This window comes from Halorubrum sp. AS12 (assembly GCF_051122765.1).
Lineage (GTDB): Archaea > Halobacteriota > Halobacteria > Halobacteriales > Haloferacaceae > Halorubrum > Halorubrum trapanicum.
The window spans coordinates 286,318-306,516 of the sequence record NZ_CP185386.1; the positions used below are offsets into that span (position 1 = coordinate 286,318).

Annotated in this window: 19 protein-coding genes and 2 pseudogenes; 7 read left to right on the top strand and 14 right to left on the bottom strand. The window is 54.9% G+C overall.

The features are described from left to right. Nucleotides 1-178: 178 nt before the first annotated feature. Nucleotides 179-547, top strand: coding sequence for a Fic/DOC family N-terminal domain-containing protein (locus tag ACODNG_RS16305; RefSeq protein ID WP_434523174.1), 369 nt, complete (start codon nt 179-181; stop codon nt 545-547). Here the strand turns inward: ACODNG_RS16305 and ACODNG_RS16310 are convergent. After that, nucleotides 478-963: a hypothetical protein gene (locus tag ACODNG_RS16310; protein ID WP_434523175.1), complete on the bottom strand. Its 486-nt coding sequence runs from the start codon at nt 961-963 to the stop codon at nt 478-480. The genes ACODNG_RS16305 and ACODNG_RS16310 overlap by 70 nt on opposite strands. Before the next feature lie 693 nt (nt 964-1,656). Here ACODNG_RS16310 and ACODNG_RS16315 point away from each other — a divergent pair. Then, entirely contained in the window at nt 1,657-2,379 is a 723-nt protein-coding gene (locus ACODNG_RS16315; RefSeq protein ID WP_434523176.1) for a lysostaphin resistance A-like protein, read from the top strand. 764 nt (nt 2,380-3,143) lie between these two features. Here the strand turns inward: ACODNG_RS16315 and ACODNG_RS16320 are convergent. The 9 genes from ACODNG_RS16320 to ACODNG_RS16360 all read right to left on the bottom strand — a co-directional run bounded on the left by ACODNG_RS16320 (nt 3,144) and on the right by ACODNG_RS16360 (nt 9,530). Next, nucleotides 3,144-3,989, bottom strand: coding sequence for a winged helix-turn-helix domain-containing protein (locus ACODNG_RS16320; protein ID WP_434523177.1), 846 nt, complete (start codon nt 3,987-3,989; stop codon nt 3,144-3,146). Nucleotides 3,990-4,336: 347 nt separating this feature from the next. Next, nucleotides 4,337-5,389 carry a M23 family metallopeptidase gene (locus ACODNG_RS16325; RefSeq protein WP_434523178.1) on the bottom strand — a complete coding sequence of 351 codons (1,053 nt, stop codon included), beginning with the start codon at nt 5,387-5,389 and terminating at the stop codon, nt 4,337-4,339. A gap of 235 nt (nt 5,390-5,624) precedes the next feature. Beyond that, nucleotides 5,625-6,032 (bottom strand): hypothetical protein, encoded by a 408-nt coding sequence (locus ACODNG_RS16330; protein WP_434523179.1) that lies wholly within the window; start codon nt 6,030-6,032, stop codon nt 5,625-5,627. Continuing rightward, the gene (locus ACODNG_RS16335; RefSeq protein ID WP_434523180.1) at nt 6,029-6,847 is read right to left on the bottom strand and encodes a ParA family protein; all 819 of its coding nucleotides are present in this window, start codon (nt 6,845-6,847) and stop codon (nt 6,029-6,031) included. The genes ACODNG_RS16330 and ACODNG_RS16335 overlap by 4 nt, the downstream gene beginning before the upstream one ends. Nucleotides 6,848-7,368: 521 nt before the next feature. Further along, nucleotides 7,369-7,650: a helix-turn-helix transcriptional regulator gene (locus ACODNG_RS16340; RefSeq protein WP_434523181.1), complete on the bottom strand. Its 282-nt coding sequence runs from the start codon at nt 7,648-7,650 to the stop codon at nt 7,369-7,371. A gap of 72 nt (nt 7,651-7,722) precedes the next feature. Continuing rightward, nucleotides 7,723-8,136 (bottom strand): TRAM domain-containing protein, encoded by a 414-nt coding sequence (locus ACODNG_RS16345; protein ID WP_434523182.1) that lies wholly within the window; start codon nt 8,134-8,136, stop codon nt 7,723-7,725. A gap of 56 nt (nt 8,137-8,192) precedes the next feature. Beyond that, nucleotides 8,193-8,345 carry a hypothetical protein gene (locus ACODNG_RS16350; RefSeq protein WP_434523183.1) on the bottom strand — a complete coding sequence of 51 codons (153 nt, stop codon included), beginning with the start codon at nt 8,343-8,345 and terminating at the stop codon, nt 8,193-8,195. A 242-nt stretch (nt 8,346-8,587) separates the two neighbouring features. Further along, a complete protein-coding gene (locus tag ACODNG_RS16355; RefSeq protein ID WP_434523184.1) occupies nt 8,588-9,169 on the bottom strand; it encodes a hypothetical protein in 582 nt (193 codons plus the stop codon). 103 nt (nt 9,170-9,272) lie between these two features. Then, nucleotides 9,273-9,530, bottom strand: coding sequence for a hypothetical protein (locus tag ACODNG_RS16360; RefSeq protein WP_434523185.1), 258 nt, complete (start codon nt 9,528-9,530; stop codon nt 9,273-9,275). Between the two features lie 295 nt (nt 9,531-9,825). Between ACODNG_RS16360 and ACODNG_RS16365 the strand changes: the two are divergent. Both ACODNG_RS16365 and ACODNG_RS16370 read left to right on the top strand, forming a co-directional pair. Next, nucleotides 9,826-11,983, top strand: a pseudogene (locus ACODNG_RS16365) (PAS domain S-box protein). 164 nt (nt 11,984-12,147) lie between these two features. Continuing rightward, a complete protein-coding gene (locus ACODNG_RS16370) occupies nt 12,148-12,324 on the top strand; it encodes a hypothetical protein (RefSeq protein WP_434523300.1) in 177 nt (58 codons plus the stop codon). A gap of 49 nt (nt 12,325-12,373) precedes the next feature. Here the strand turns inward: ACODNG_RS16370 and ACODNG_RS16375 are convergent, their stop codons facing one another. Continuing rightward, nucleotides 12,374-12,877 carry a hypothetical protein gene (locus tag ACODNG_RS16375; RefSeq protein ID WP_434523186.1) on the bottom strand — a complete coding sequence of 168 codons (504 nt, stop codon included), beginning with the start codon at nt 12,875-12,877 and terminating at the stop codon, nt 12,374-12,376. A 1,013-nt stretch (nt 12,878-13,890) separates the two neighbouring features. Between ACODNG_RS16375 and ACODNG_RS16380 the strand changes: the two genes are divergently transcribed. Continuing rightward, complete coding sequence (locus ACODNG_RS16380; RefSeq protein WP_434523187.1) at nt 13,891-14,433, top strand: helix-turn-helix domain-containing protein; 543 nt, start codon at nt 13,891-13,893, stop codon at nt 14,431-14,433. A 224-nt stretch (nt 14,434-14,657) separates the two neighbouring features. Here the strand turns inward: ACODNG_RS16380 and ACODNG_RS16385 are convergent, their stop codons facing one another. The 3 genes from ACODNG_RS16385 to ACODNG_RS16395 all read right to left on the bottom strand — a co-directional run bounded on the left by ACODNG_RS16385 (nt 14,658) and on the right by ACODNG_RS16395 (nt 18,188). Further along, the gene (locus ACODNG_RS16385; protein WP_434523188.1) at nt 14,658-15,308 is read right to left on the bottom strand and encodes a hypothetical protein; all 651 of its coding nucleotides are present in this window, start codon (nt 15,306-15,308) and stop codon (nt 14,658-14,660) included. Between the two features lie 437 nt (nt 15,309-15,745). Continuing rightward, nucleotides 15,746-16,747, bottom strand: coding sequence for a cytochrome d ubiquinol oxidase subunit II (locus ACODNG_RS16390; RefSeq protein WP_434523189.1), 1,002 nt, complete (start codon nt 16,745-16,747; stop codon nt 15,746-15,748). Further along, the gene (locus tag ACODNG_RS16395; protein ID WP_434523190.1) at nt 16,740-18,188 is read right to left on the bottom strand and encodes a cytochrome ubiquinol oxidase subunit I; all 1,449 of its coding nucleotides are present in this window, start codon (nt 18,186-18,188) and stop codon (nt 16,740-16,742) included. Before ACODNG_RS16395 ends, ACODNG_RS16390 begins: the two co-directional genes overlap by 8 nt. Before the next feature lie 147 nt (nt 18,189-18,335). On the opposite strand from ACODNG_RS16395, the pseudogene ACODNG_RS16400 reads away from it, so the two are divergent. Both ACODNG_RS16400 and ACODNG_RS16405 read left to right on the top strand, forming a co-directional pair. After that, nucleotides 18,336-18,473: pseudogene (locus ACODNG_RS16400) on the top strand (RNA-guided endonuclease TnpB family protein); the annotation flags it as partial. 670 nt (nt 18,474-19,143) lie between these two features. Continuing rightward, the gene (locus tag ACODNG_RS16405; RefSeq protein ID WP_434523191.1) at nt 19,144-20,151 is read left to right on the top strand and encodes a helix-hairpin-helix domain-containing protein; all 1,008 of its coding nucleotides are present in this window, start codon (nt 19,144-19,146) and stop codon (nt 20,149-20,151) included. Nucleotides 20,152-20,199: the final 48 nt, after the last annotated feature.

The following is a 20,199-nucleotide window of genomic DNA, read 5'->3' on the forward strand; positions in this document are numbered from 1 at the left end:
GCTCTACCAGCCAACCCGGACGGCCCTGATCGAAAGAAACGAATCCGTTGTGCTGACTCCATCCCCAGTAGTTGTGACGGTGTAATCAGCCACTCTGTTATTTTGATTTAGGGCCGAAAAAAACCAATAGTGGCGGGCGTATTTGTAGGGATACCACTAATGGAGCGCGATGACTTCGATGAGGCAGCTCCCGGTGAGGTCATTCCCACGACGACACCGAAGGGGACGTATTCAGCGTTCCGGCCTGACGCACTTCCCCCCCTCGATCAATACTGAACAGCTAATTACACCGCTGGCAGAAGCGACACAAGCACTCGGCCGACTCCACGGCATCGGTCCACGTGTTGGCTCAAGAGAAATCCTGATCGAGCCGTTCATTCGAAAAGAAGCGTTGGAATCCTCGCAAATCGAGGGAACTCACGCTACCCTTTCAGATTCAATTTTGATCCCAAAGACGACGTTTGGTGACGTACATAGTCATGACAGCACAAGCTGTAGGAACCGCTTCCCATCGCTGGGTCTCCCTTCGTATGGGCCCCGAGAGTAAGTTTTTGGAACGAGCGTTTGATACAGCCTCCATGTCTCCAGAAGGGCCAAATTGATCAATATCCAGTGGATAGGGGACTCAACACCACTCAGTACCGTTGCCCCGAATATGAGGACCACCACGAACGACATGAGTGGTCCAGAGAGAATCGCTACAGCGTGAATCCGGTCTGAGTTAACGCCTCTCCACTTGACCGTCCCGTACGTAAACACGCTTTGGACGCTTTCAAGCCCGACAGTGACTTCAAGCGGACCGAAGTTGACTGTCCGACCGTCCTGGCCACCAACCGTGATGTGTGCTGTTCCGCCTATTGCGAGGACCGGGATGACGTGGCCGAATTCGTGAAGAATCAAGAGCAGAAACTGTCCAACCGCGACTCCAGTGATGATCAGCAGAATCTCGAGCCCGGCCTCCATACACCCCTACAAGTCACATTTGCTATTAAATCCTGTTAACAGTAGCTGAATCATCAACCAACATCTCTGTTTCTCCCATTCTCCGCAATCTAATACAGAAATTTGACCGACTCGCGCCCTGTATGCAGCACGCTCGAATAATTGTCCATCGAAACCGATGATTTCTCAAACTACCAGCCCCCACCTGCCTAAGGACTATTCTGGCAAGAAAGGTATCGAGAAGATAGGATTTCAACAGAGCCACACCTTGTATCTACCACCACCCATACCCTGACGCATACTTGTGGTTTTACACCCAAGAACGGCGACGGGCGCGAGGGGCATTCGTTCGGGGGGTGAACGAATCGTCTTTTCGGACGAGGAACGGCTGAACCTGAGAGAGAGATTAGAACCCTATACAAGTCCGATCTCAGATCGAATCCACAAAGGGCGTTCCGGCTCGTCGATCCACCTCGTGTCTGCTCTATCTGGAACTGGTCACTTGTGAAATTGAGTTCGCAAAACGACTACATTGGCGGCTGTACTATCACTACTCGTCATGTCACACAGAGTTGATCCGGGCGACTACGGATTGGTCGTGTATTTCCTGTTTTCTCTCGGGGCTATCTTCATCGGCCCACTCGAAGCCGTGCTTGACTTGGATAGTATCGAGAATGACAATGAATATTTGTCATCTCTTGGCGACCATCCAATATGGCACTAGATAGGGTTGTTCATGGCCGGGTTCGAGAGAGGGTCGATATTTTGACAGACCGTAAGTGGTTCGTTCTCTTGATCGCTGTTCTCCCCGTGCCGTTGACGATGGTGTTTTTCATTGTCCACAGCATCGTCACCGGGACACCGCGTGAAGCATATGGGTTGCCGCTGGCGTATCTCATCTACGGGTTGGCAAACGTCGTGACTGTTGGTGTGCTGTATGCTCTCCTCACAGCCGAGGAACGCGAGGCTGTCTTCAAGTTCACCCGACCATCGGTCGCCGAGGTCGGCTGGGCTGGAGCCGCATTCGTTGGTGGGCTCGGCGTCTACCAACTCACCTCTCGAATTAGCAGCGTGTTAGGGTATGAACTGCAAGGACTCTCGTATTCGCTCACTTCGCTGGAGACGATAGCGATTATCGTACTCGGTGCGGTGATAATCGCACCAATCACTGAGGAAATTCTGTACCGTGGTTTGGTTCTGGGGACGCTACTGGCTCGTGGATACGGGATTGTGAGTGCAGTGACAGTCATGACGCTACTGTTCGCGTTGATTCATCTGCCAAACTTTGGCGTTGCGGGCACCCTGTTTATTTCTGTCTGGGGACTTCTTCCGGCAGTCCTCCGACTGCGCTTTGATAACCTAACTGGTGCAGTCCTCATGCATATGCTCAACAATCTCTTTACCTATCTCATTATCGTAGGATTGGGACTAGTATGAACACTAGCGGATAGGTGTCATAGAATGATTCACGTGGTGGTTATGTGCGCCAGATGAGTTCCTTCGACGCCAAGGGCGTAGATTTTGCTTGAACTGTTATGGTTGTTCGATTCGCGCTGTGTATTCAGCAAGTCTGCTGGAACCTATCACTAATTGAGGGTTTCAACAGAGCCGTAAGACAATATAACGGTTTCAAATCAAAGAAGAACCTCGTCGGGCCAATTTGAGGGCGTAGAAAGCACCTCGACGAGCCCCCGGATAATGCTGTGATTTCAAAAATTGCTCGACCGAGGGGCAACGACAACGTTCGCAAACAAATCTCGCTCCGGGGTCTGCTTGAATTGGATCTCACTGCTCATCGTCACTCTGCTCATACAGGTCGCTGATCGTTACTACGAATAAACAGTTCGAATACCTGCGAACCAACTTCTTTTCGCTACTGTATTAATTTGTTCGAACCGGAAACGGAATCGTTTCACCACTGTATTCGCCTTGTCACTGAGCGATTGATTCGTCAAAAATATTCAGAAAGAGACGAAGCTGTTGTGCTAACTCCACGTCCCGTAACTACCAGTCCGGGACTTCCTCGTAGATGCGGATTGAACCGTTTGCTTCGTTTCGTTCGATGGGGAGACAGTACAACTCGTGATAGCTCTGCTTGGTTTCACGTCCACCCTGGGTTCCGATGAGATCCGCTTCGGTTTCATCCAATACATCGAATATCTCGGTGGACGGATTACTGGGTTTCATCGGCAGGGTATAGTTCACCCCTGGCCATCATCGATTGTACCAGCAGAACACACGTTGAGACAGTTGTCGATGACGACGGTTGCTGTATCTTTGTCTCCGTGGACCCGGATCTGGATCCGGAGCGGATCCCGTGAGGTGATACATGTTGTTGGATCCGGGAGTTCCCATTCGTACTGTTCGACATCAATCGCTGCGTTGGAAAGCACTGTGGTCACACGGGTTTCGAGCAAGAGAGGAAACAGGATACGGGAGCCGACGTGAAAGGAACACGAGTTACAGGTGATTTCGACCGCCGGATCATCGCCCTCCGCGATAGCGTCTTTTTGGAGTTCGATGGTCGTTGTCGCTGTACAGAATGGACACTGGCCAGATCGAGCGGCTGCGAGATGATGTTTACAGCGGCTGTGGGCGGCACGGACGATCTCGTCGTCACTCCGATTGGCGAAACCATTCTTCGGAAACGGATACGAGAAGCCGATCCAGTCTTCACAGGACGTACAGTCTACCGACAGGAATCCGCGCTCGTGCGTCCCGACGAGTTCAGCGTCACAAGAGGGACACTCTGAATCGACATCGAATTGTGTCCGATTAGCTTCTCGCCCGGGTTGGTGGGCGACGACCGCTCGATAGAGGGCGGTCGCTGCTGCGGTCGGGACGTAGCCGTCCTCAACTTGCTGGACGTATGCGCCGCGGAGCTTTCCGAGATGATAGTTGAACTTCCCACTGTCCTCCACCTCGACGGCGTCCATCAACTCCGCATACGGAATGGGTTCGGTGTACGCGGCCACCCAATTGTCGAGCAGCGCAACCAGAATGTCCAGCCGGATGTCGTGACCGAGCAACGCGAACGCCTCTTGCATCGGTGATTGGTCTACACGGCCATCTGACATGCAGTAGTCTTAGGTCGAATCCACAAAGGGCGTTCCGGCTCGTCGTCCCATCTTCCATCTGCCCTGTCTGGCAGTACCGCTTGTGAAATTGAGTTCGCAAAACGACTACATTGGCGGCTGTACTATCACTACTCGTCATGCTACGCAAATTTGATCCGGACGACTACGGATTAGTCGTGTATTTCCTGTTTACCCTCGGAGCCATTTTTATTGGCCCACTCGAAGCCGTGCTCGGCTTGGCAGGCTACTGGCTCTTCACAGCCGAGGAGACGGACTCGGGAAGACAGGGCAGCGGGACGCGCTGAACGCCGGCAGCATCACTTACTGTTCGACACACGGTCACCCGCCCAGAGATACCCCACAGCGGTTTCCTCGTGTACGGACTGGTAGAACTCGTGGTGGTCCCGCCGGTCGTCTTCACGGAACACTGCGACATCCTGGAACGAGGGCACGAGACTGGCAGCTGTCCAGAAAGTCGGCCGGTCTTGGAGTTGGTAGTGGAGGTGTGGTTCGCCGGAATGCCCTGAGTTGCCACACTCGCCAACCACCGCTCCACGCTCGATGTTGTCACCGGGGGAGACAGCGACACTACCCTTCCGGAGATGCGCGAGGAGGCTATACTCGCCATCGGTGTGTTTGATCACGACGTGGTTGCCGCGGATGTCCCAGGTTCGCCACTCCAACCAGCCACTCCCCGGGTGCGGATGGTCTCGGAGTCGATCCTTCGTTTTCACGACCGTCCCGGACGCCGGTGCGCGAACCGGCTTACCGAACGCGTAGTACTCTTCCAGTTCGGTGCCATCGCCGGTGTGAGTCGCACCGTCGTCGTCAGTAGTGACGAAGTCGTAGGCGTAGCGTTGCGCGATGAGCACCCACGAGTGTGAAGTCTCCTCAGTAACCCCGCCGTTAATAACCGTCCACTGACCGTCGTATGGGGGCGACAGCGCAGTTTCGGGGACGTGACGCTCACGGTTCGGGTAGCGCCGCCGGTATCGGATCATCGTGACAAGTTGGCCGCTGAGCTGTAGGATCTGTGTGAGGATCCCCCAGGGAGTAATACTCCATCCAAGTACAGAAACGATGTAGCGGTTGCGTTCGCCGTGGTTAGTTTCGTAGTCATATCCGTGCGCATCCTCGTCACTCTCAATTGTCTGGAAGACCACCGGCAGGATTCCAGCCAACAGGAAGAAAACGACCGCGAGTGAACTGAACTGCTCGGTCTGTATCGCTATCACTCCGAGCATCCCACACCCGCCGACAATGACCCAGAAATTGAGATTGGTTATCCATAGAAATACGCGACGAAGACGCGACCAAACTGGTCGCTGCTTCTTAGGAGCGTCTGCGTTTCTCGGCGTCCGATCCGTCATCAAAGCCGTGTACGGTTCCTCCACAATTAGTGATTTTGCGAAACTCAGCTCACAAGAATGGTTAGCGTAATTCGAGGACAGAATCGCATCAGGTGACAGTCTCTTCTATTGTGATCTCTGTTGCTCCTGAGGTCTGGTGCTTCGGTGTGGATACTAAGCGAAACGGCAAGATGTCTTAGCATATCCGATTGAGACGATCGGTCTCAACTACTGTTGCGCCTCGTTCTGCGCGGCGTCACTCCTCGCCGAACTCCGAAAGTCGAGCCTGAATTTCTTCAGCATCCGCCTCAGAGAGCGCCTCAACACCAAACTGGACGAGTAGCGGGTAGAAGTGCCGGTTCTTCTTGAACTCATCCTGGCCCGCCTTGCGGAGTTTCAGCTGAGACTCGAGGTAGGTGTCCTCCATCTCGTCGAGGACATCGTCGGGAATGTAGATCGTCCGCCCGTTCCACTCGTCCTTGATGTTCGTTTTCGTTCTGCTCGTTTCGTTCGTTTCACTCGTTGAAGTCGATTCGGTCGTTTTGGTCGATGAACTGGTTTCCACCGTTTCATTCACCTCACTCGTTTCGCTGGAATCGTCCTCGTCGTCCTCCTCTTCGTAGTTGCCCTCGATGCCGGAAGCATCACCCCAGCCGTCGGTCATGCTTCCACCTCCTCAGGCGCAGTCTTCACGAACGTCTCGTCGAACAGGTCGGCGATCTCGTTGAACAGGTCGCGTGCATCCTCGACGCGCTGGTTCTCCTTACCGAAGCCGAAGACGGATACCCCTTCGCCAATCGACTGAGAGAGATCGGTCCGCTTTGGAATTTCGAAGAGAGGGAGCGAGTACGCCGATTTGATCTCTTCGATGGTAGCACGGTGCTCGCTATTCTGCTCGACACGGTTACAGACAATCGCGAGCCGATTGATGTCTCCGTACGCCTGTTCAAGGGAGCTCAGCTGCTTTGCGAAAATCTGGAGGCTGTTGGCGTTGAGCTTCTCGGGAATGACGGGAATGACGACGTTGCCGGTCGCGACGAGGGCGTTGTCGGTGAGGACATTCAGGGATGGTGGCGTGTCGACGATGATGTAGTCGTAGTGCTTGTCGACTTCGTCGAGAGTCATCTCCAACCGCTCGCGACTCTTCGGCGCCTCAAGCAGCGTCTGGATGTTCTTGTTGTTCGCGAGCTTCTCGCTCGCGGGGAGGATGTCGAATTCTTCGTGCTCAACGATGATGTCGTTCACCGACTCCATCTGGTCGAAGTCGAGGACGTCGAACAGTGTTGTGCGGTCGGTGTCGTAGTACAGATCGTTGTAGCCAAGCGAGCAGGTGAGCCCCCCGTGGTAGTCGATATCCACCAAGAGGACGTCGTGGCCTCGGGCGGCGAGTGCGCCGCCAGTATGAATGACGTCGGTTGTCTTCCCCGCGCCTCCCTTCTGATTCGCCACCGTGATTCGTGCGGTATTGGTGTCGGTCATTCCTTCAGTTACCTCGTTGCGTTCGTTTCATTCGTTTTGCTCATTTAGCTTGTTCTGCTCGTTTGGTTCGGAGAGGGTGTTTCACTCGGTGAGAGGAATACTACGATGTTAAAACTAAGTGTTCGTTCCACTCATTGAAGCAAATACACTCGTTGCCATCAACGCATTCGTTCCATTCATTACGTTCGTTTCTCGCGTTTTGTTCATCGTGTACGGGGCATCCAGTTCATCCTCTACCAGTTCATTTCTCAGAATGCGTTCAATTTATTCGTTTTCCTCGTTCTGTTCGTTTTGCTCAATGAATTCGTTAAAGTCGTTCCGCGTGTTTTCAGCGGGAATCAGGACTATCTTCGAAATGAAGAGAGATCGTGCTTCATGGGCAATCGAGTACGACTTTTAATTTTTACCGGATTATTGGTAACCTCCAGATGTATGAGGTACTCGACGACACGGCGGCACAGACTATCCTTGCCATCGAGAGTGTGAAGCGACGAAGCTAGGCTGTTCTCGATCGCGACGGTTCAGCCGTCGTGTTCGATGTACTCAGCTTCCCATTCTGCTCGCGCCTCAATTTCTCTGTTGCCACGACGAGTGGTAGTGTACTCGTTGGTCCGACGGTCTCGCTGACTTTTCTCGAGAAGTCCCTTCTCAACGAGTGTGTCGAGATTCGGATAGAGCCGACCATGGTGGATCTCTTTTTCGTAGTAACCCTCGAGTTCGTCTTTGATTGCGAGCCCGTGTGGATCATCCAGACCGGAGATTACGTACAACAAGTCGCGCTGAAAGCCCGTAAGATCATACATACTCCGTGTTACGTATTCAACTTTTGAAATAACTATTGATCTTCGAAGTACAGTTCTAATGAACGCTCCAGACTACTCGTAGTAGCTAATGCGATCAACAACTTCCGCGAAGGCGACATTCTCGCGGACATCGGTGATCTCGATAGTGACACGCTCACTCTGTTTGGTGTCGGGAACAATAACGACGAAACCGCGCTCAACACGGGTGATTCCGTCCCCCTGGTCACCGATATCTTCTATTTCGACAGTGCGTTGTTCGCCTTCCTCGACAGGGGGCGTCTGTGGCACTTGCTCGGACTGTGAATCGTCGTCAGTAGTGTTGATCTCGCTGGTGGTGGGTGACGGCAACACAGCGACACGGTACGTTTCGTCCGCCTCTAGATCACCCAGGCGAAGCTCTTGTTCTGGTACCTCAATAACATACGACCCGTTACGCTCTTCGACACTGTCTGAGAACAGACAATGTAATTTCTCTGAAATCTCCATTTGTAGACCTTACGCTGGGTACACGACGACGAATACTTTATTCTGCTGTCTGTGGGCTACTCCGGCGCTACAACGTCTTCGCATACCGAACATTCGGCCCACACCCCCTCGGTGCCGTCTTCCTTCTCGTACTCAACAAGAATCCACGCTTCCGAGATGTCCTCACCACATTCCGGGCACCGACCGAGGAACGATTCGTCAGCGTTCATGGAAAGTGGAAGGAGCGTGTGACAGTGTTCCTTCCAAATGGATATTACCGGGCTTGAACCTAAGCTTTTGGCGGTATTGCGGGCCGCACGCACCAGGTTTTCGGTGGATGTAGACCACCAGTAGCATTAACTCACACCCACCAAAACTTCCGAACCCATGAGTGTCCGCACAGTACTTACTCGGCTACTGCCCGGTGACGAGACAGAAGTCGTCGTGGAGTGCCGTCAGTGCGGTGAGGACCTTACATCGAGTGCTGATGAGTGTCCCACGTGTGGGTCAGCTGAGATAGCGCGCTTTCGGATTTCAGAGTAGACTGCCGCAGTCGGGATACGTCTGTCAATATGTGGTCAGCAAAGATGCCGAACAGAATTTCATCACCGACAACATTGTGGTGTCCACCGTCACTCCCCACATCTTCACTCTGCGCTACTCTGTACGTGAGCGACATCTCTGCTGGCCCGAAGTCACCCCAATACGGTTCGCCCGAGAGAAGCACGCCGAGCACGCTGCCGGCGACGAGTGCGACCAGTGGGGCGAGCATCACGCTGCCAGTGTCAGCGACGGCGAGGACGTACACGCTCGCGATCACCCACCAGAGTGTGTAGCCGGCAAGCGCACCGAGTACGAGCGACATTCCGATCCGTCGGGGGATCGTCTCGTCGCGTTGCGCCCGGTTACCGGAGCTGACGTACGCCGACACGAGTCTCAAACCGTGTCGCACCACGCGAGCAAGTACCGAGACCGCAAGGAGTCCCGGAACGAAAAGCGTTACAGGGACGAACACGGGGCCGACGATCGTCGCAACAATACCGGTGTCAAACACGAGTCAGGGTTCCGTCATCCAGACGAGAGCGAGTATCACGGTTAGCACGGCGAGCGCCGGTTCCATCGCTCGTCGGCGAACGACGGTGAGAGGGGCGCCCGGGTCATCTGTCCGCCTTACTGATATCGTCGAACCACCCCGAAAGCTGCGATCGGAGGCCGTTCTCAAGGAGGCCGACGATCGCGAAGCCGACAGCAATAGGACCGAGCAGAAGGAGAAATACCGGTCCGCCTTCGCCGCCGACAAATGTCTGGTTCAAGAGGACCGGCACGACCAGCGCGAGGAAACACGCAGCGGGCGCGATCAGTCCGCTGGCGACGGCGGCACCAACCGGGACTGCTGCAGCGAGCGCGGTCGTCATGGCAGGAATAGGAACGATCCCGGGGGGTTCACGCCAATTCTCACTATCCACGCCACGACGCGACGCCGAACATACCCCCGACCGTAGCAGCCACGAGGGCGGTCGCTCGTCGACTCAACGGCACCGGCGGCAGGTTTCGGAGTCGCCCGTTACCGAGTTCGTAGTGCTGACGCAATCCGTACTTGACGGCGGCGAGGACGACGAATATCGCGAGCCACACGTACCACGTTCTACTGCTACAGCCATCTAGAAACAGACCAGTAGAACCATTACCACTTGAAATATGAATGTGACTATGATCGATGACGGCGGAGTCGTCCCGGGCTCAACACTATTCCGAGATTCACAATCTATTGAGGTTCTCCACATTGACGACGAGCCAAATTTCTCCGATCTCGTCGCGACGTTCCTTGAGCGCGACCACGACACCATTTCCGTTCGCACCGAAAACGACCCCCGTGACGCACTTGCGATCCTCAAGAGCGAGGACTGCTCTGTAGACTGTGTCGTAAGCGATTATGAGATGCCGGGGTTAGACGGTTTGACGGTCTTAGAACGAGTGCGGGAGATTCACCCCGAGCTTCCATTTATCCTCTTCACTGGGAAAGGAAGCGAGGAGATCGCCAGCGAAGCCATCACAGCCGGAGTCACCGATTATCTCCAAAAAGCAGGCGGAACGGAACAGTACAGCGTCCTCGCCAATCGTATCCAAAATGCGGTCGGAGGGTACCGAGCTGAACGGTACATGAACCGTGGCCTCGAAGCCATCGAGACTGCTCAGGACGGAATCAGTATTCTCAATGAAGATGGCTATATTGAGTACGCGAACACCGCCTGTCGCAGAAATGCTCGGCTACACTCGGAAGGAGCTCATCGGTCTCCACTGGGAGACGTTTTACCACGACGACGAGATCGATAATGTCTACGACGTACTCCTCCCAGAAGCACGCGACAGCCGCTGGCACGGGACCACGACATTCGTCCGAAAGAACGGCGACGAACTGGACATCGAACATACCCTCTCATACACTGGGGACAGCTCACTCATCTGTACGCTCAGTCCACAAGCAGCGGCTGACATCGACGGAACAAATCTGTCTACAAAAGAGCAAGCTATGGATGAAGCGCCCATCGGAATTATCCTAACGGACCCCCATCAAGAGGATAATCCGATCATCTACGCGAACGACGAATTCACCGACCTCACTGGCTACGAGAAACAGGAGGTTGTCGGGCAGAATTGTCGGTTTCTTCAAGGCGATTCAACTGCTGATGAACCAGTTCAGAAACTTCGGACTGCGATCGATAATCAGGAATCGGTGACCGTCGAGTTACGGAACTACCGAAAGGATGAGACTGTGTTTTGGAACCGCGTCCGCATCGCACCGCTGTTCGATGGGGATGGAGAGTTGGACTTCTTTGTCGGGTTCCAAGATAACGTCACGGATCGCAAACAGGACGAGCAGCAGTTACGGTCACATAGTGCACGGCTTGAGGCACTGTTCGAACACTCCCCGGATATGTTCGCCACCCATGACATCGATGGCGTGATGCGAGACGTCAACCAGCGGCTGTGTGACGAGCTCGGCTATTCTGAAGCGGAGCTCCTAGGACGGAATGTCTGGGACATCGACCCGACCGCCAATCCCGAGCGAGCGGCGTCGTTCTGGGACACGCTCCAACCAAATACCCCGCACCGGTTCGAAGGGGAACTCGAACGAAAGGACGGATCGACGTTCCCCATCGAGGTACATCTCATCCGTCTGAATCTGGACGGGGAGGACCGATTCGTGGCGATGGACCGCGATATTAGCGAGCAGAAGCGGCGCGAACGAGAGCTCGTCCAGCAGAACGAGCGATTGGACCGATTCACGAGCGTCGTAAGCCACGACCTGCGGAATCCGCTACAAGTTGCAGAGGGACGTCTGGGGTTACTGCGTGAGGACTGCAACAGCGATCACATCGACGACATAGATCATGCGCTGGACCGCATGGATTCGCTGATTGAGGATTTGCTGACTCTCGCCCAAACCGGTGAGGAAGCGATGACACTGGAGCCCATCCAACTATCGGATCTTGTCGAAACCAGCTGGGAGACACTGTCGGCGACAGATGCGACAGTAAATATCGAGACCGATCGGACAGTCGAGGCAGATCGCAATCAGTTCCAGCAGCTCCTGACCAACCTCCTTCGGAACGCAATCGAGCACGGTGGGCCAGGCGTGACAGTAACAGTCGGAGACACAGCGGACGGGTTCTACGTCGCCGACGATGGGGTTGGCCTTCCCGAGTCAGTAAGGGAAAACGTGTTTGACGCCGGGTACACGACATCTGACAGCGGGACAGGATTCGGCCTCAGCATCGTTGAGGAGGTCGCCAACCGACACGACTGGACAGCCACAACCGCAAACAATGCTCATGGCGGTGCACGTTTCGAAATTTCTATCGAGTAATGGTACACCCCTAATCGAGGGGTCTGTGTGGTGGAAAACTTGACATCCCCCTCCGGCTTTGTTTGCAGAGGATGTCAATTATGGCTCTGTTGAATCCCCAATAAGTGACATGTCCTCACCAAGTGGGGTCAATACAGATGAATCAGCTATCACCGTGAAATCTGGTGGGCAACATTCTGGACAAATGTAGCAGGTCAAATATTCACTTTGAGGTCGAGACCGCTGTCATAGATCAGGGCCGGATCGTCGAGCAGGGCAGTCACGAAGAACTGGTTGTAGGCGAAGGGACATATGCGAACCTCTGGCTGGGGCAGGCTGAGGCTTCTGCTGCCGACGACTGACGCCCGGCTAGTATCCCGTTGTATTCCCCGACATGCTTGATGGAAGGATTCAATGATTGTGCCACTCACTAAGCAACACCTGCTCAGTCTGACGGAGCTGTTCAACCGATGGCGAACCCTCATTGACCGTACACGCAACTGTCTCCTCGCCAGATCGATCACAGACGATTACGTCATGACGCTCAAGCTGCGCGAGTGTACGTTCTAAGGCCGCCTCATCGTCCACGCCACTGAGCTGTCTGAGGTCACTGACATCAAGCGTGGTTTGTGGCTCGCTGAGGAACGTCGCAACCAGTTTCGCCTCTGGATGGTCACCAAACACCCACGTCAGCGGCGTGTCCTCTGCATACGCTTCTCGCTGTGACCGCTCACTGCTCGTTTTGTTCCCACCAGTGTCGTTTGGTGCGAAACGTCTGGTGAGCGTGGCGCGGAGCTCACGAGCCCGGTTCACGGGCAAGTGATTGCGCAAACGCGCCCCGTTGTTGATTTTCGACGTGATCGTCGCCGCCGTTGGGAGCATCGCCGTCGGGTTATCGATGAGGTTGTGGAACATGGTCTAAGTGCCCGTCGCAAAGTCGCCTCCCGCAGTGTGGTCATGGTTCATGCGCATTAGTTCTGCTTCGGGAGTGCTTGTTTGGGGAGCCAGCACGTGAGGCGACTCACATTCGGCCTATTGGTGGGTGGGGTGAAAAGTTTTGTCCTAAGGAAGTTCTTGTGTGAATGCTCTCAAAACACTTTTATCCAAAGGAGTGTTAACGATCCCCAACCACGGTGAGTGACAATCCCCGAAATTTCCCACCACCCGTTCGACACCGAAGAAGATGCTCGCCTTGCGGGGCAAATTGTGTACAAGCTACTCCGCAAGCGAGTGCTGGGGAGTCACAAGAAACAGATCACTACCGTCGCAGGGTGGTTTCCGACACACAAGCAGGGTCGAGTGAAGACATTGCTTGAGACGATGGCTCGGAAGCCAGGAGTTCCAGTGACGATGTACGGTGGTGGACATCGGAACAATGTCCAGCTGGTCGCCTTTGAGCCAGCGATGCAATTTGCCGACCGCTGTGGGGCAGACACAGAGTGGATGCCCGAGCCCTAACCCACCTAGATACTGTTCGCCGGTCGGGGGGCTACTTGTTAGAATTCGACGATAGGGTTGTTGAAGTAGGCTTCTGTCACCCAAATCTTGTCGCGCTTGATCGTGCCTCCAACTGGAGGGCTATTTTGAATCAGTGTACGCAGAATCCGCTTCAGCCGTTTTGGCGTGGGAGATGAGACAAGATACGATCGGATCTGTCCTCTCGTGGCTGGAGTTTGTTTGTCGTGGCCTTTCATCCCAAGCTTTCGGATAATCTTTTTTGCCAAGATCGTATCATCATCAGAAAAAAGACCGTTTGGGACGTGTGCCATCGCTGAACCGTGTGTACGTGATGTCGTCTGACATATAAAATTTTTCTAAGAGGTAAGCCCCTCATAAAATACATTGAGAGTGTTCAAGCCTGCTGTACCAGAAACCATTAAGTGTCTGGCATCTATTGTGTGGTGTATCCCTGCGGACGCGTACATATCATGGCTCCAGACGATCCACATTCGGCGGTTGGACCAATTCCGAAGCACGACGGTACGTATGCTGACGACACGCCACTCACGTGGGTATTCGGCGCTCACCCAGAAGTGAAAGTGGTAGCCGGGTTTCTCAGTGAGCCTGACACGATACTTGATAAAAAAGGAATTGCTGAACTAACGGGTGTATCACGACCGGCTGTCCCGTCTTATTTGGAATCGATGGTCGAGTGTGGTGTAATCGAGGTCGCTACAAGCTCGGGAAAACGTGAGTTGTTCCGGCTCGGCGAAACGGAAGCTGTTGAGCTCCTGCGGGAACTTGAGGCGACGCTGCTTTCTCGTACATACGAGGAGTCGGGTGAGTTACCAACAGGAGAGGTACAGCCTCAGCCACCTGCTGAAAAAGAGATTGCTGAGCCGTATGCCGAGGACACGCCACTAACGTGGGTGTTTGGTGACCATCCAGAGGCGAAACTGGTCTGTCCGCAGTTCTCAGTGAGCCAAACCACGCACTCAGTATCGAAGATTGGTCAACAATCGCGGGGGTAAGTCGCGGCGCGGTGAATAACCATCGCGAACAGCTGATTGAACAGGGGATTGTTGAGGATGCTGGGTCAACTGGCCGGAAACATCTGTATCAACTCGCAGATACGGCCGTGACCAAGCAGCTGTCGACGCTTGAAGCCCGACTCCTCCGTGATTGGTACGAACTACAGGGTTGAATGTTCCGTGCGTGATGGTGTAGGCCTCCATACAGATCTTGATAGGCCCGATCAGACGAGTCCTGCTTCAATCAGCGCAGCAGCCGCGGTCACGAGCAGCGACAAGAGTGCGAGGATGGCAGCCGCGTAGCGGGCAATAGTTATCCCTCGGTTGTGTTGTTCACGAGTATTCCGGACATGGACCGGAATCTTGTGTGCGTCCTGTTTAATCTCGCCAGTCCCAGTCTCATACGAGAGTACCATGTGGAGAGTGTATTCGCCTGGCGCAACCGAATTATCAGTCGGAACCGTGTACGTGATTGGTGGATCGCCGTTGTGTTTTTGTTCAAGATAGCTAGCTCCAAACGGGAGCGTCAAGTCACGATTCGTGGATGGCGACCCGAAGAGTACAGGTGACAGTGGGAAGTGACAGCCGTTCTGGACGAGTTCATTCGTAGTGGTGTACTCACTATCTTCAGCAGCCTCCCCCGTGAGAATACCCTCGTCAGGGTCATACTCTTGTTCAGTGAGTGGGGCAAGACTTGAGTCGATTGTTCCAAAATCGGAGACAAGATCTGGATGCGAATGGACGACAAAGAGTTGTGCTGTCCTGACATCGCCGCTCCCGACGATATACAGGTCGATTTCAATCTGCTCAGTTGGATCGATTCGAGGCTGCTTTAGAAGTGGGACGAGCGAATACGCAGCATCCCGTGTTTCCATACCGATTTGTTACTGGTTCGATGTATATATGTTTACTCGGCGCTGTTGAAGTCTTCAGAAAGTGACATACTTCGCTCCGGTTGCGGTCAATACAATGGTTTGAGAGTTCTCCCAGTACAGGGGAGAGACTTACTCTGAAATATTCGCAACCTCTCAGAGCATCTCTCTGAGCTGGTAGAATTATCGGTGGTCAATTCACACTCTTCAGCGACCGGCTGTTTCAGTCGATAATGTGTCTGAAGAAGAGAATTTCAACGAAGCCGATAGAGGGTGATTTGCGTGTGAAGTTCTCGGAGAATACATGTTGACAATAAATAGAACGAACAATAAGCACCTTTCAGCGATCGGACGTTTCAGGCATTTCAACAGAGCCAAATAAATTGTTCAACGCCGTGTTCGCGTCCCTGTCCACCTCAACCCCACGAGGACAGAAGTGTTCACGGTTCGTAGCCGCCGCCCTCGATCGGACCGCTAAACACTCCGTAGAGGAATTTGAAGTACCACAGCACGAGGAGAAGCGACGGGAACCCGAGGAGCGTCACGAGATTTAACGCGAGTGGCGAGACGACCGCTTCTCGAATCGTCAAGCCGGTTGGCGGGTACATCGTCGGATACAACAGGAGCGCGACCAGCAGACTCAACAGCGCGGGAAGCGCCAGCGCGCTCACCAGCCAGGCGCGGTACTCGCCGCGCCGGGCGAAGACGCTCCCACCTATTCCCGCGACGACGGACGCGACGACGATCCCACCCGCAGGCAGCGAGAGGACCGTGTCAGCGGCGCCTCCCGCGTCAGTCACGACGACGGTCGCTAACAGAGCGACTACCCCGAGGAAGTACGCAAGCGTCGCGGTGATTCCGTACTTTCGCAGGTCCGATGCTACTGCTGGCCCGGTCTTCGCTGCTAAAAACGCCGCCCCTGTGACGACGGATACAGTAACGAGACCAGCACCGGTCAACAGTGCTGGCAACGACAGTGTCGGCGCATCGAACACCCACCGACCGGCGAGGGTCCCGAATAACAGCGGCGCTACGAAACTTCCACCGATAAATGAGTAATCACAGTACCGCTTCCAGCGCTCATCGGTGCGCTGTTCGCGCAGTTCCGGGCCGAGGCCCCGGAAGAGTAACGCGAGCACGAAACCGATCGCGATCAGGTAGTGATCGGCCAACACCCGGGAATACACCCGTGGGAACGCTGCCAGCAGCATCGTTCCGAAAGCAACGACCCACACCTCGTTAGCATCCCACACCGGACCGAACGCTGTCAGAAACGTCTCTTTCTCGTGGTCATCTGTCCGAGTCGCGTACAGCATCCCTATCCCGAAGTCGAATCCGTCCAGAACCACGTACATCGCCAGCGAGAACATGACGGCGACGAACCATATCTCGGGGAGCGCGTCGACGAGATACGCGTCCGTGAGCGATATCGACTCAGTCATCGTCGATCACCTTCGGAACTGGCCCGTACCAGCGATCGTCGTTCGATACTTCCACACCGAGTTCTTGGAGTTCGTCTTCGATTAACCACCGCAGCACGTGGAGTGCGACCACGATCAACCCGACATAAATGACGACGAATCCGACGAGCGTCAGCGTCGCTTCCGTCCCTGTCAACGTCGACGAGACGGCTTCACTGGTTTTGAGTTCGTCCTGAATAACCCACGGTTGCCGACCGATCTCGGTGACGTACCACCCCGTGAGCAACGCCGCGTAGCCCAGCGGCGACGCGGCGATCATCGTCTTCAGATACCGAACGCTCTCCGATAGACGTCTGCCATAGACGAGATACCCTCCCCAGAGCGCCAGCCCGATGAACAGAAATCCGAGTCCGACCATAAACCGGAACGACCAGAACACGATCGCCACGGGTGGGTTCTCTTCGTACTCATTCAACCCGAGTACTTCGGCATCGAAATCACCTCCGCTAGCGAGGAACGATCCGACGCCGGGAAGACTTACGGTAACGAGGTTCTCTGCTTTCGGGTCGGTGATCGCGTCGACACTGTTCGGGAACGCGAGCAGGTGTAGATCGGCCGTACCGGTCTCGTAGTGTGCTTCAATGGCCGCGAATTTCTGCGGCTGTGTGTCCGCGACATGGCGACCGTAGGCATCGCCGTGGACCGCCTGAAGCGGTGCAGAGACGAGCAGTATCAACACAGCCAGTCGCAACGCCGAGTTCCAAGCCGCCGCATCACGCTTTTTCCAGACGATGTACGCCGAGACGCCGGCGACCAGCAGCGAAACGGAGATCAGCGACGCGTTGACCATGTGTGCGTACATCCAGGGCATCCGTGGAGTGAAGAACGCGGCAATGGGATCGGTTAACCTCGCGACCTCTACGCCGTTACGAGTGATCATCTCGAAGCCTTGTGGAGTTTGCATCCACGCGTTGACGATCAAGATCCAGAAAGCTGACAGCCAAGCCCCCACCCCTACCAGTACCGACGAGAAGACGTACGTCCGGTCGCTGACCCGTTCGCGACCAAACAGCAACACTCCGAGGAAGACGGCTTCAAGGAAGAAGGCCATCTTCGCTTCGAAGGCGAGCGGCCCCCCGATCATCTCTCCGGCCACTTCGGCGAACTGTGGGAAGTTTGTCCCAAATTGGAAACTCATCGGGATTCCAGTAACGGTCCCCATGACGAATCCGACGGCGAACACCTTCACCCAGAACGACTGTAGCCGGGTGAACCGCTCGTCGTCGGTCCGAACGTGTTTCCAGGTGAAGTAGACGACGAACGGTGCGAGGCCGACCGAGAGGGAAGCAAAAATGATGTGAACGGAGATCGTCCAGCCGAACTGCGCACGGCTTGCAATCTCCGGCGAGAGCAGCAGGGACCCCCCCGAGAGCAAAGCGCTGGAAAGGGCATTCAGGAACATACGGTTATTCGATCACGGATACAAAAGAGTAGTCGTACAATTCCTCAATTCGAGAATTGTACTCCGGGGATTTATACCTACAGAGACTTAGCTCTCATAGTCAATACGAGACAGCAGCCCTAGTCAACTAACGCGCCCTACTCAACCTCGCAGTCCGGCTTCGAACTCAAAAAAACGAGTAGCCGGCGTGCGACCCTCTGGCTCTCCAAAGTCGGTGACATCAAAATCTGCTATCACCGCGAGATCCCTGACGAAGCCTCTATCAAAGAAGTCACGATTGAAAAAAGAGACAACTCGCTCCCTACGGATACTCATTCGGTATCTACAAATCGCGTCATCGAAACAGGAAGCCCCACCCTCAAGGAGCGAACGGCGCAAGCCGTGAGCGAGTAGGGTGGGGTAGTTCACGTGTTCCTGAACCCCTCGGCACACTCCCGTCGTTCCGGGATGACGGTGACGCACATGGCATTCATCCAGCAGTAGAAGAATCGCCCCAAGAGCTCACTGAGTAGGATCCTAACCACATTCTCGTTGGCCACGGTGCGAGCATTCACGAGGGAGCGAAGGCGGCACTCACGGCCGCGCTCGAGTTCGACTGACGGTGAAGGATACCGTCCGGCTTGACCGGGCATACTTCCTCACACCTACCGGCACTACTGTCTGCGACGCGGTTCCGTCGTGGTGACAAGCTTGGACCTCCTCGGTCATTTCGCCCACAGGGCCGTCCAGAATGGTTTGAATACTGGAATTTTCTCTTTGTACAACAAAACATAAGCCAGTCTACTCACATCTGACCGTAGAGATATCGATGGCAGGCTTAGTTTCGTGTCCGGTTTCTGGCTGCGGGTTCGAAGACACACTAAGTCAGGTCATCCACCATGTAAGTAGTGAGAGTGACCCGGCGCACTCGTGGCCTGCTATCGGGTATCAGCACTCCTACGAGTTTCGTACAGCGATGCTTGATGGGAACGCTGGGACGGTCGATACTGACGACTCGACAACGCAATCAACAGAGCTGACGGATCTTCCTGGCGTCGGTCCCAAACGTGCTTCAGCACTCTCCGAGGCTGGCTTTGAGCGTGTAGACGAGATTGTCGCAGCGTCGTTACTCACCCTGACACGCTCGACACAGCTTGGAGAACGAACCTGCCGTTGTATTTGGGCAGTAGCCAATGAAGCATGCGAGAGCGAGGGAACGCTACTGGCAAACCTGGCGGACGGGCTGGATGTGCCTCGTAGTGAAGTCGCGACAGCATATGGGGACCTTGCACCTGTCGGGATACCACCGGAGGAAGCCGTCGGATCGCTCATTGAATGGTTCACGCCATCGCCGCTGGCTGAAGCGCTTCAAGAAGGCGGCTACTCGATCAGGTACTACCATATGCTGGGTGAGGAAGGCTTCGAGACGCCAAGTGATGTCACCGAGGCGTCTGTTGACGCGCTTACTGCGGCCCAGTATGTTGGTGATAGCGTGGCGGCAGCTCTTCGTGAGACTGTCGAAGATTGGACTGAGACGGATGAAACGCCGTCTCAGGGGCACGAGGGTGCGACTGGAGAGACTGCCGGGATGCCGACTACCGACCCTGATGACGGGACCGAAGAGGACTCGGGACAGTGTGAAGAGCCTGCCCGCCACTCGGATCCTGACACTCCAGGAACTGATTCCACGGGTCAACAGGTTGAGCGGCCAGCCGCTCAGCAAGCACAGCCAAATGACACGGAGCGTGTGCCGAAGGCCCGGGCGCAGGAACTGCTGGAGCGAAGTATCGGTTCTGACGCAGAGTTTCGGCCACAACAGTGGAAGGCTATCGACCGGCTCGTCAATGACAACGATCGGCTGTTGTTAGTCCAGCGGACGGGGTGGGGCAAGAGTACGGTCTACTTCACGGCCACCAAGCTTCGCCGAGAGCAAGGTGCTGGCCCAACACTCATCGTGAGCCCGCTGTTGTCGTTGATCCGATAACCAAGTCCAAGATGCGGAGAATCAGTTGGGACTCTCTGCGTGGACAAT

What these genes read in the sequence shown, in the direction of transcription:
- ACODNG_RS16305 (WP_434523174.1), top strand. Translation starts at nt 179, where the DNA reads ATGAGGCAGCTCCCGGTGAGGTCATTCCCACGACGACACCGAAGGGGA.
- ACODNG_RS16310 (WP_434523175.1), bottom strand. Translation starts at nt 963, where the DNA reads ATGGAGGCCGGGCTCGAGATTCTGCTGATCATCACTGGAGTCGCGGTT.
- ACODNG_RS16315 (WP_434523176.1), top strand. Translation starts at nt 1,657, where the DNA reads ATGGCACTAGATAGGGTTGTTCATGGCCGGGTTCGAGAGAGGGTCGAT.
- ACODNG_RS16320 (WP_434523177.1), bottom strand. Translation starts at nt 3,989, where the DNA reads ATGCAAGAGGCGTTCGCGTTGCTCGGTCACGACATCCGGCTGGACATT.
- ACODNG_RS16325 (WP_434523178.1), bottom strand. Translation starts at nt 5,389, where the DNA reads ATGACGGATCGGACGCCGAGAAACGCAGACGCTCCTAAGAAGCAGCGA.
- ACODNG_RS16330 (WP_434523179.1), bottom strand. Translation starts at nt 6,032, where the DNA reads ATGACCGACGGCTGGGGTGATGCTTCCGGCATCGAGGGCAACTACGAA.
- ACODNG_RS16335 (WP_434523180.1), bottom strand. Translation starts at nt 6,847, where the DNA reads ATGACCGACACCAATACCGCACGAATCACGGTGGCGAATCAGAAGGGA.
- ACODNG_RS16340 (WP_434523181.1), bottom strand. Translation starts at nt 7,650, where the DNA reads ATGTATGATCTTACGGGCTTTCAGCGCGACTTGTTGTACGTAATCTCC.
- ACODNG_RS16345 (WP_434523182.1), bottom strand. Translation starts at nt 8,136, where the DNA reads ATGGAGATTTCAGAGAAATTACATTGTCTGTTCTCAGACAGTGTCGAA.
- ACODNG_RS16350 (WP_434523183.1), bottom strand. Translation starts at nt 8,345, where the DNA reads ATGAACGCTGACGAATCGTTCCTCGGTCGGTGCCCGGAATGTGGTGAG.
- ACODNG_RS16360 (WP_434523185.1), bottom strand. Translation starts at nt 9,530, where the DNA reads ATGACGACCGCGCTCGCTGCAGCAGTCCCGGTTGGTGCCGCCGTCGCC.
- ACODNG_RS16375 (WP_434523186.1), bottom strand. Translation starts at nt 12,877, where the DNA reads ATGTTCCACAACCTCATCGATAACCCGACGGCGATGCTCCCAACGGCG.
- ACODNG_RS16380 (WP_434523187.1), top strand. Translation starts at nt 13,891, where the DNA reads ATGGCTCCAGACGATCCACATTCGGCGGTTGGACCAATTCCGAAGCAC.
- ACODNG_RS16385 (WP_434523188.1), bottom strand. Translation starts at nt 15,308, where the DNA reads ATGGAAACACGGGATGCTGCGTATTCGCTCGTCCCACTTCTAAAGCAG.
- ACODNG_RS16390 (WP_434523189.1), bottom strand. Translation starts at nt 16,747, where the DNA reads ATGACTGAGTCGATATCGCTCACGGACGCGTATCTCGTCGACGCGCTC.
- ACODNG_RS16395 (WP_434523190.1), bottom strand. Translation starts at nt 18,188, where the DNA reads ATGTTCCTGAATGCCCTTTCCAGCGCTTTGCTCTCGGGGGGGTCCCTG.
- ACODNG_RS16405 (WP_434523191.1), top strand. Translation starts at nt 19,144, where the DNA reads ATGCTTGATGGGAACGCTGGGACGGTCGATACTGACGACTCGACAACG.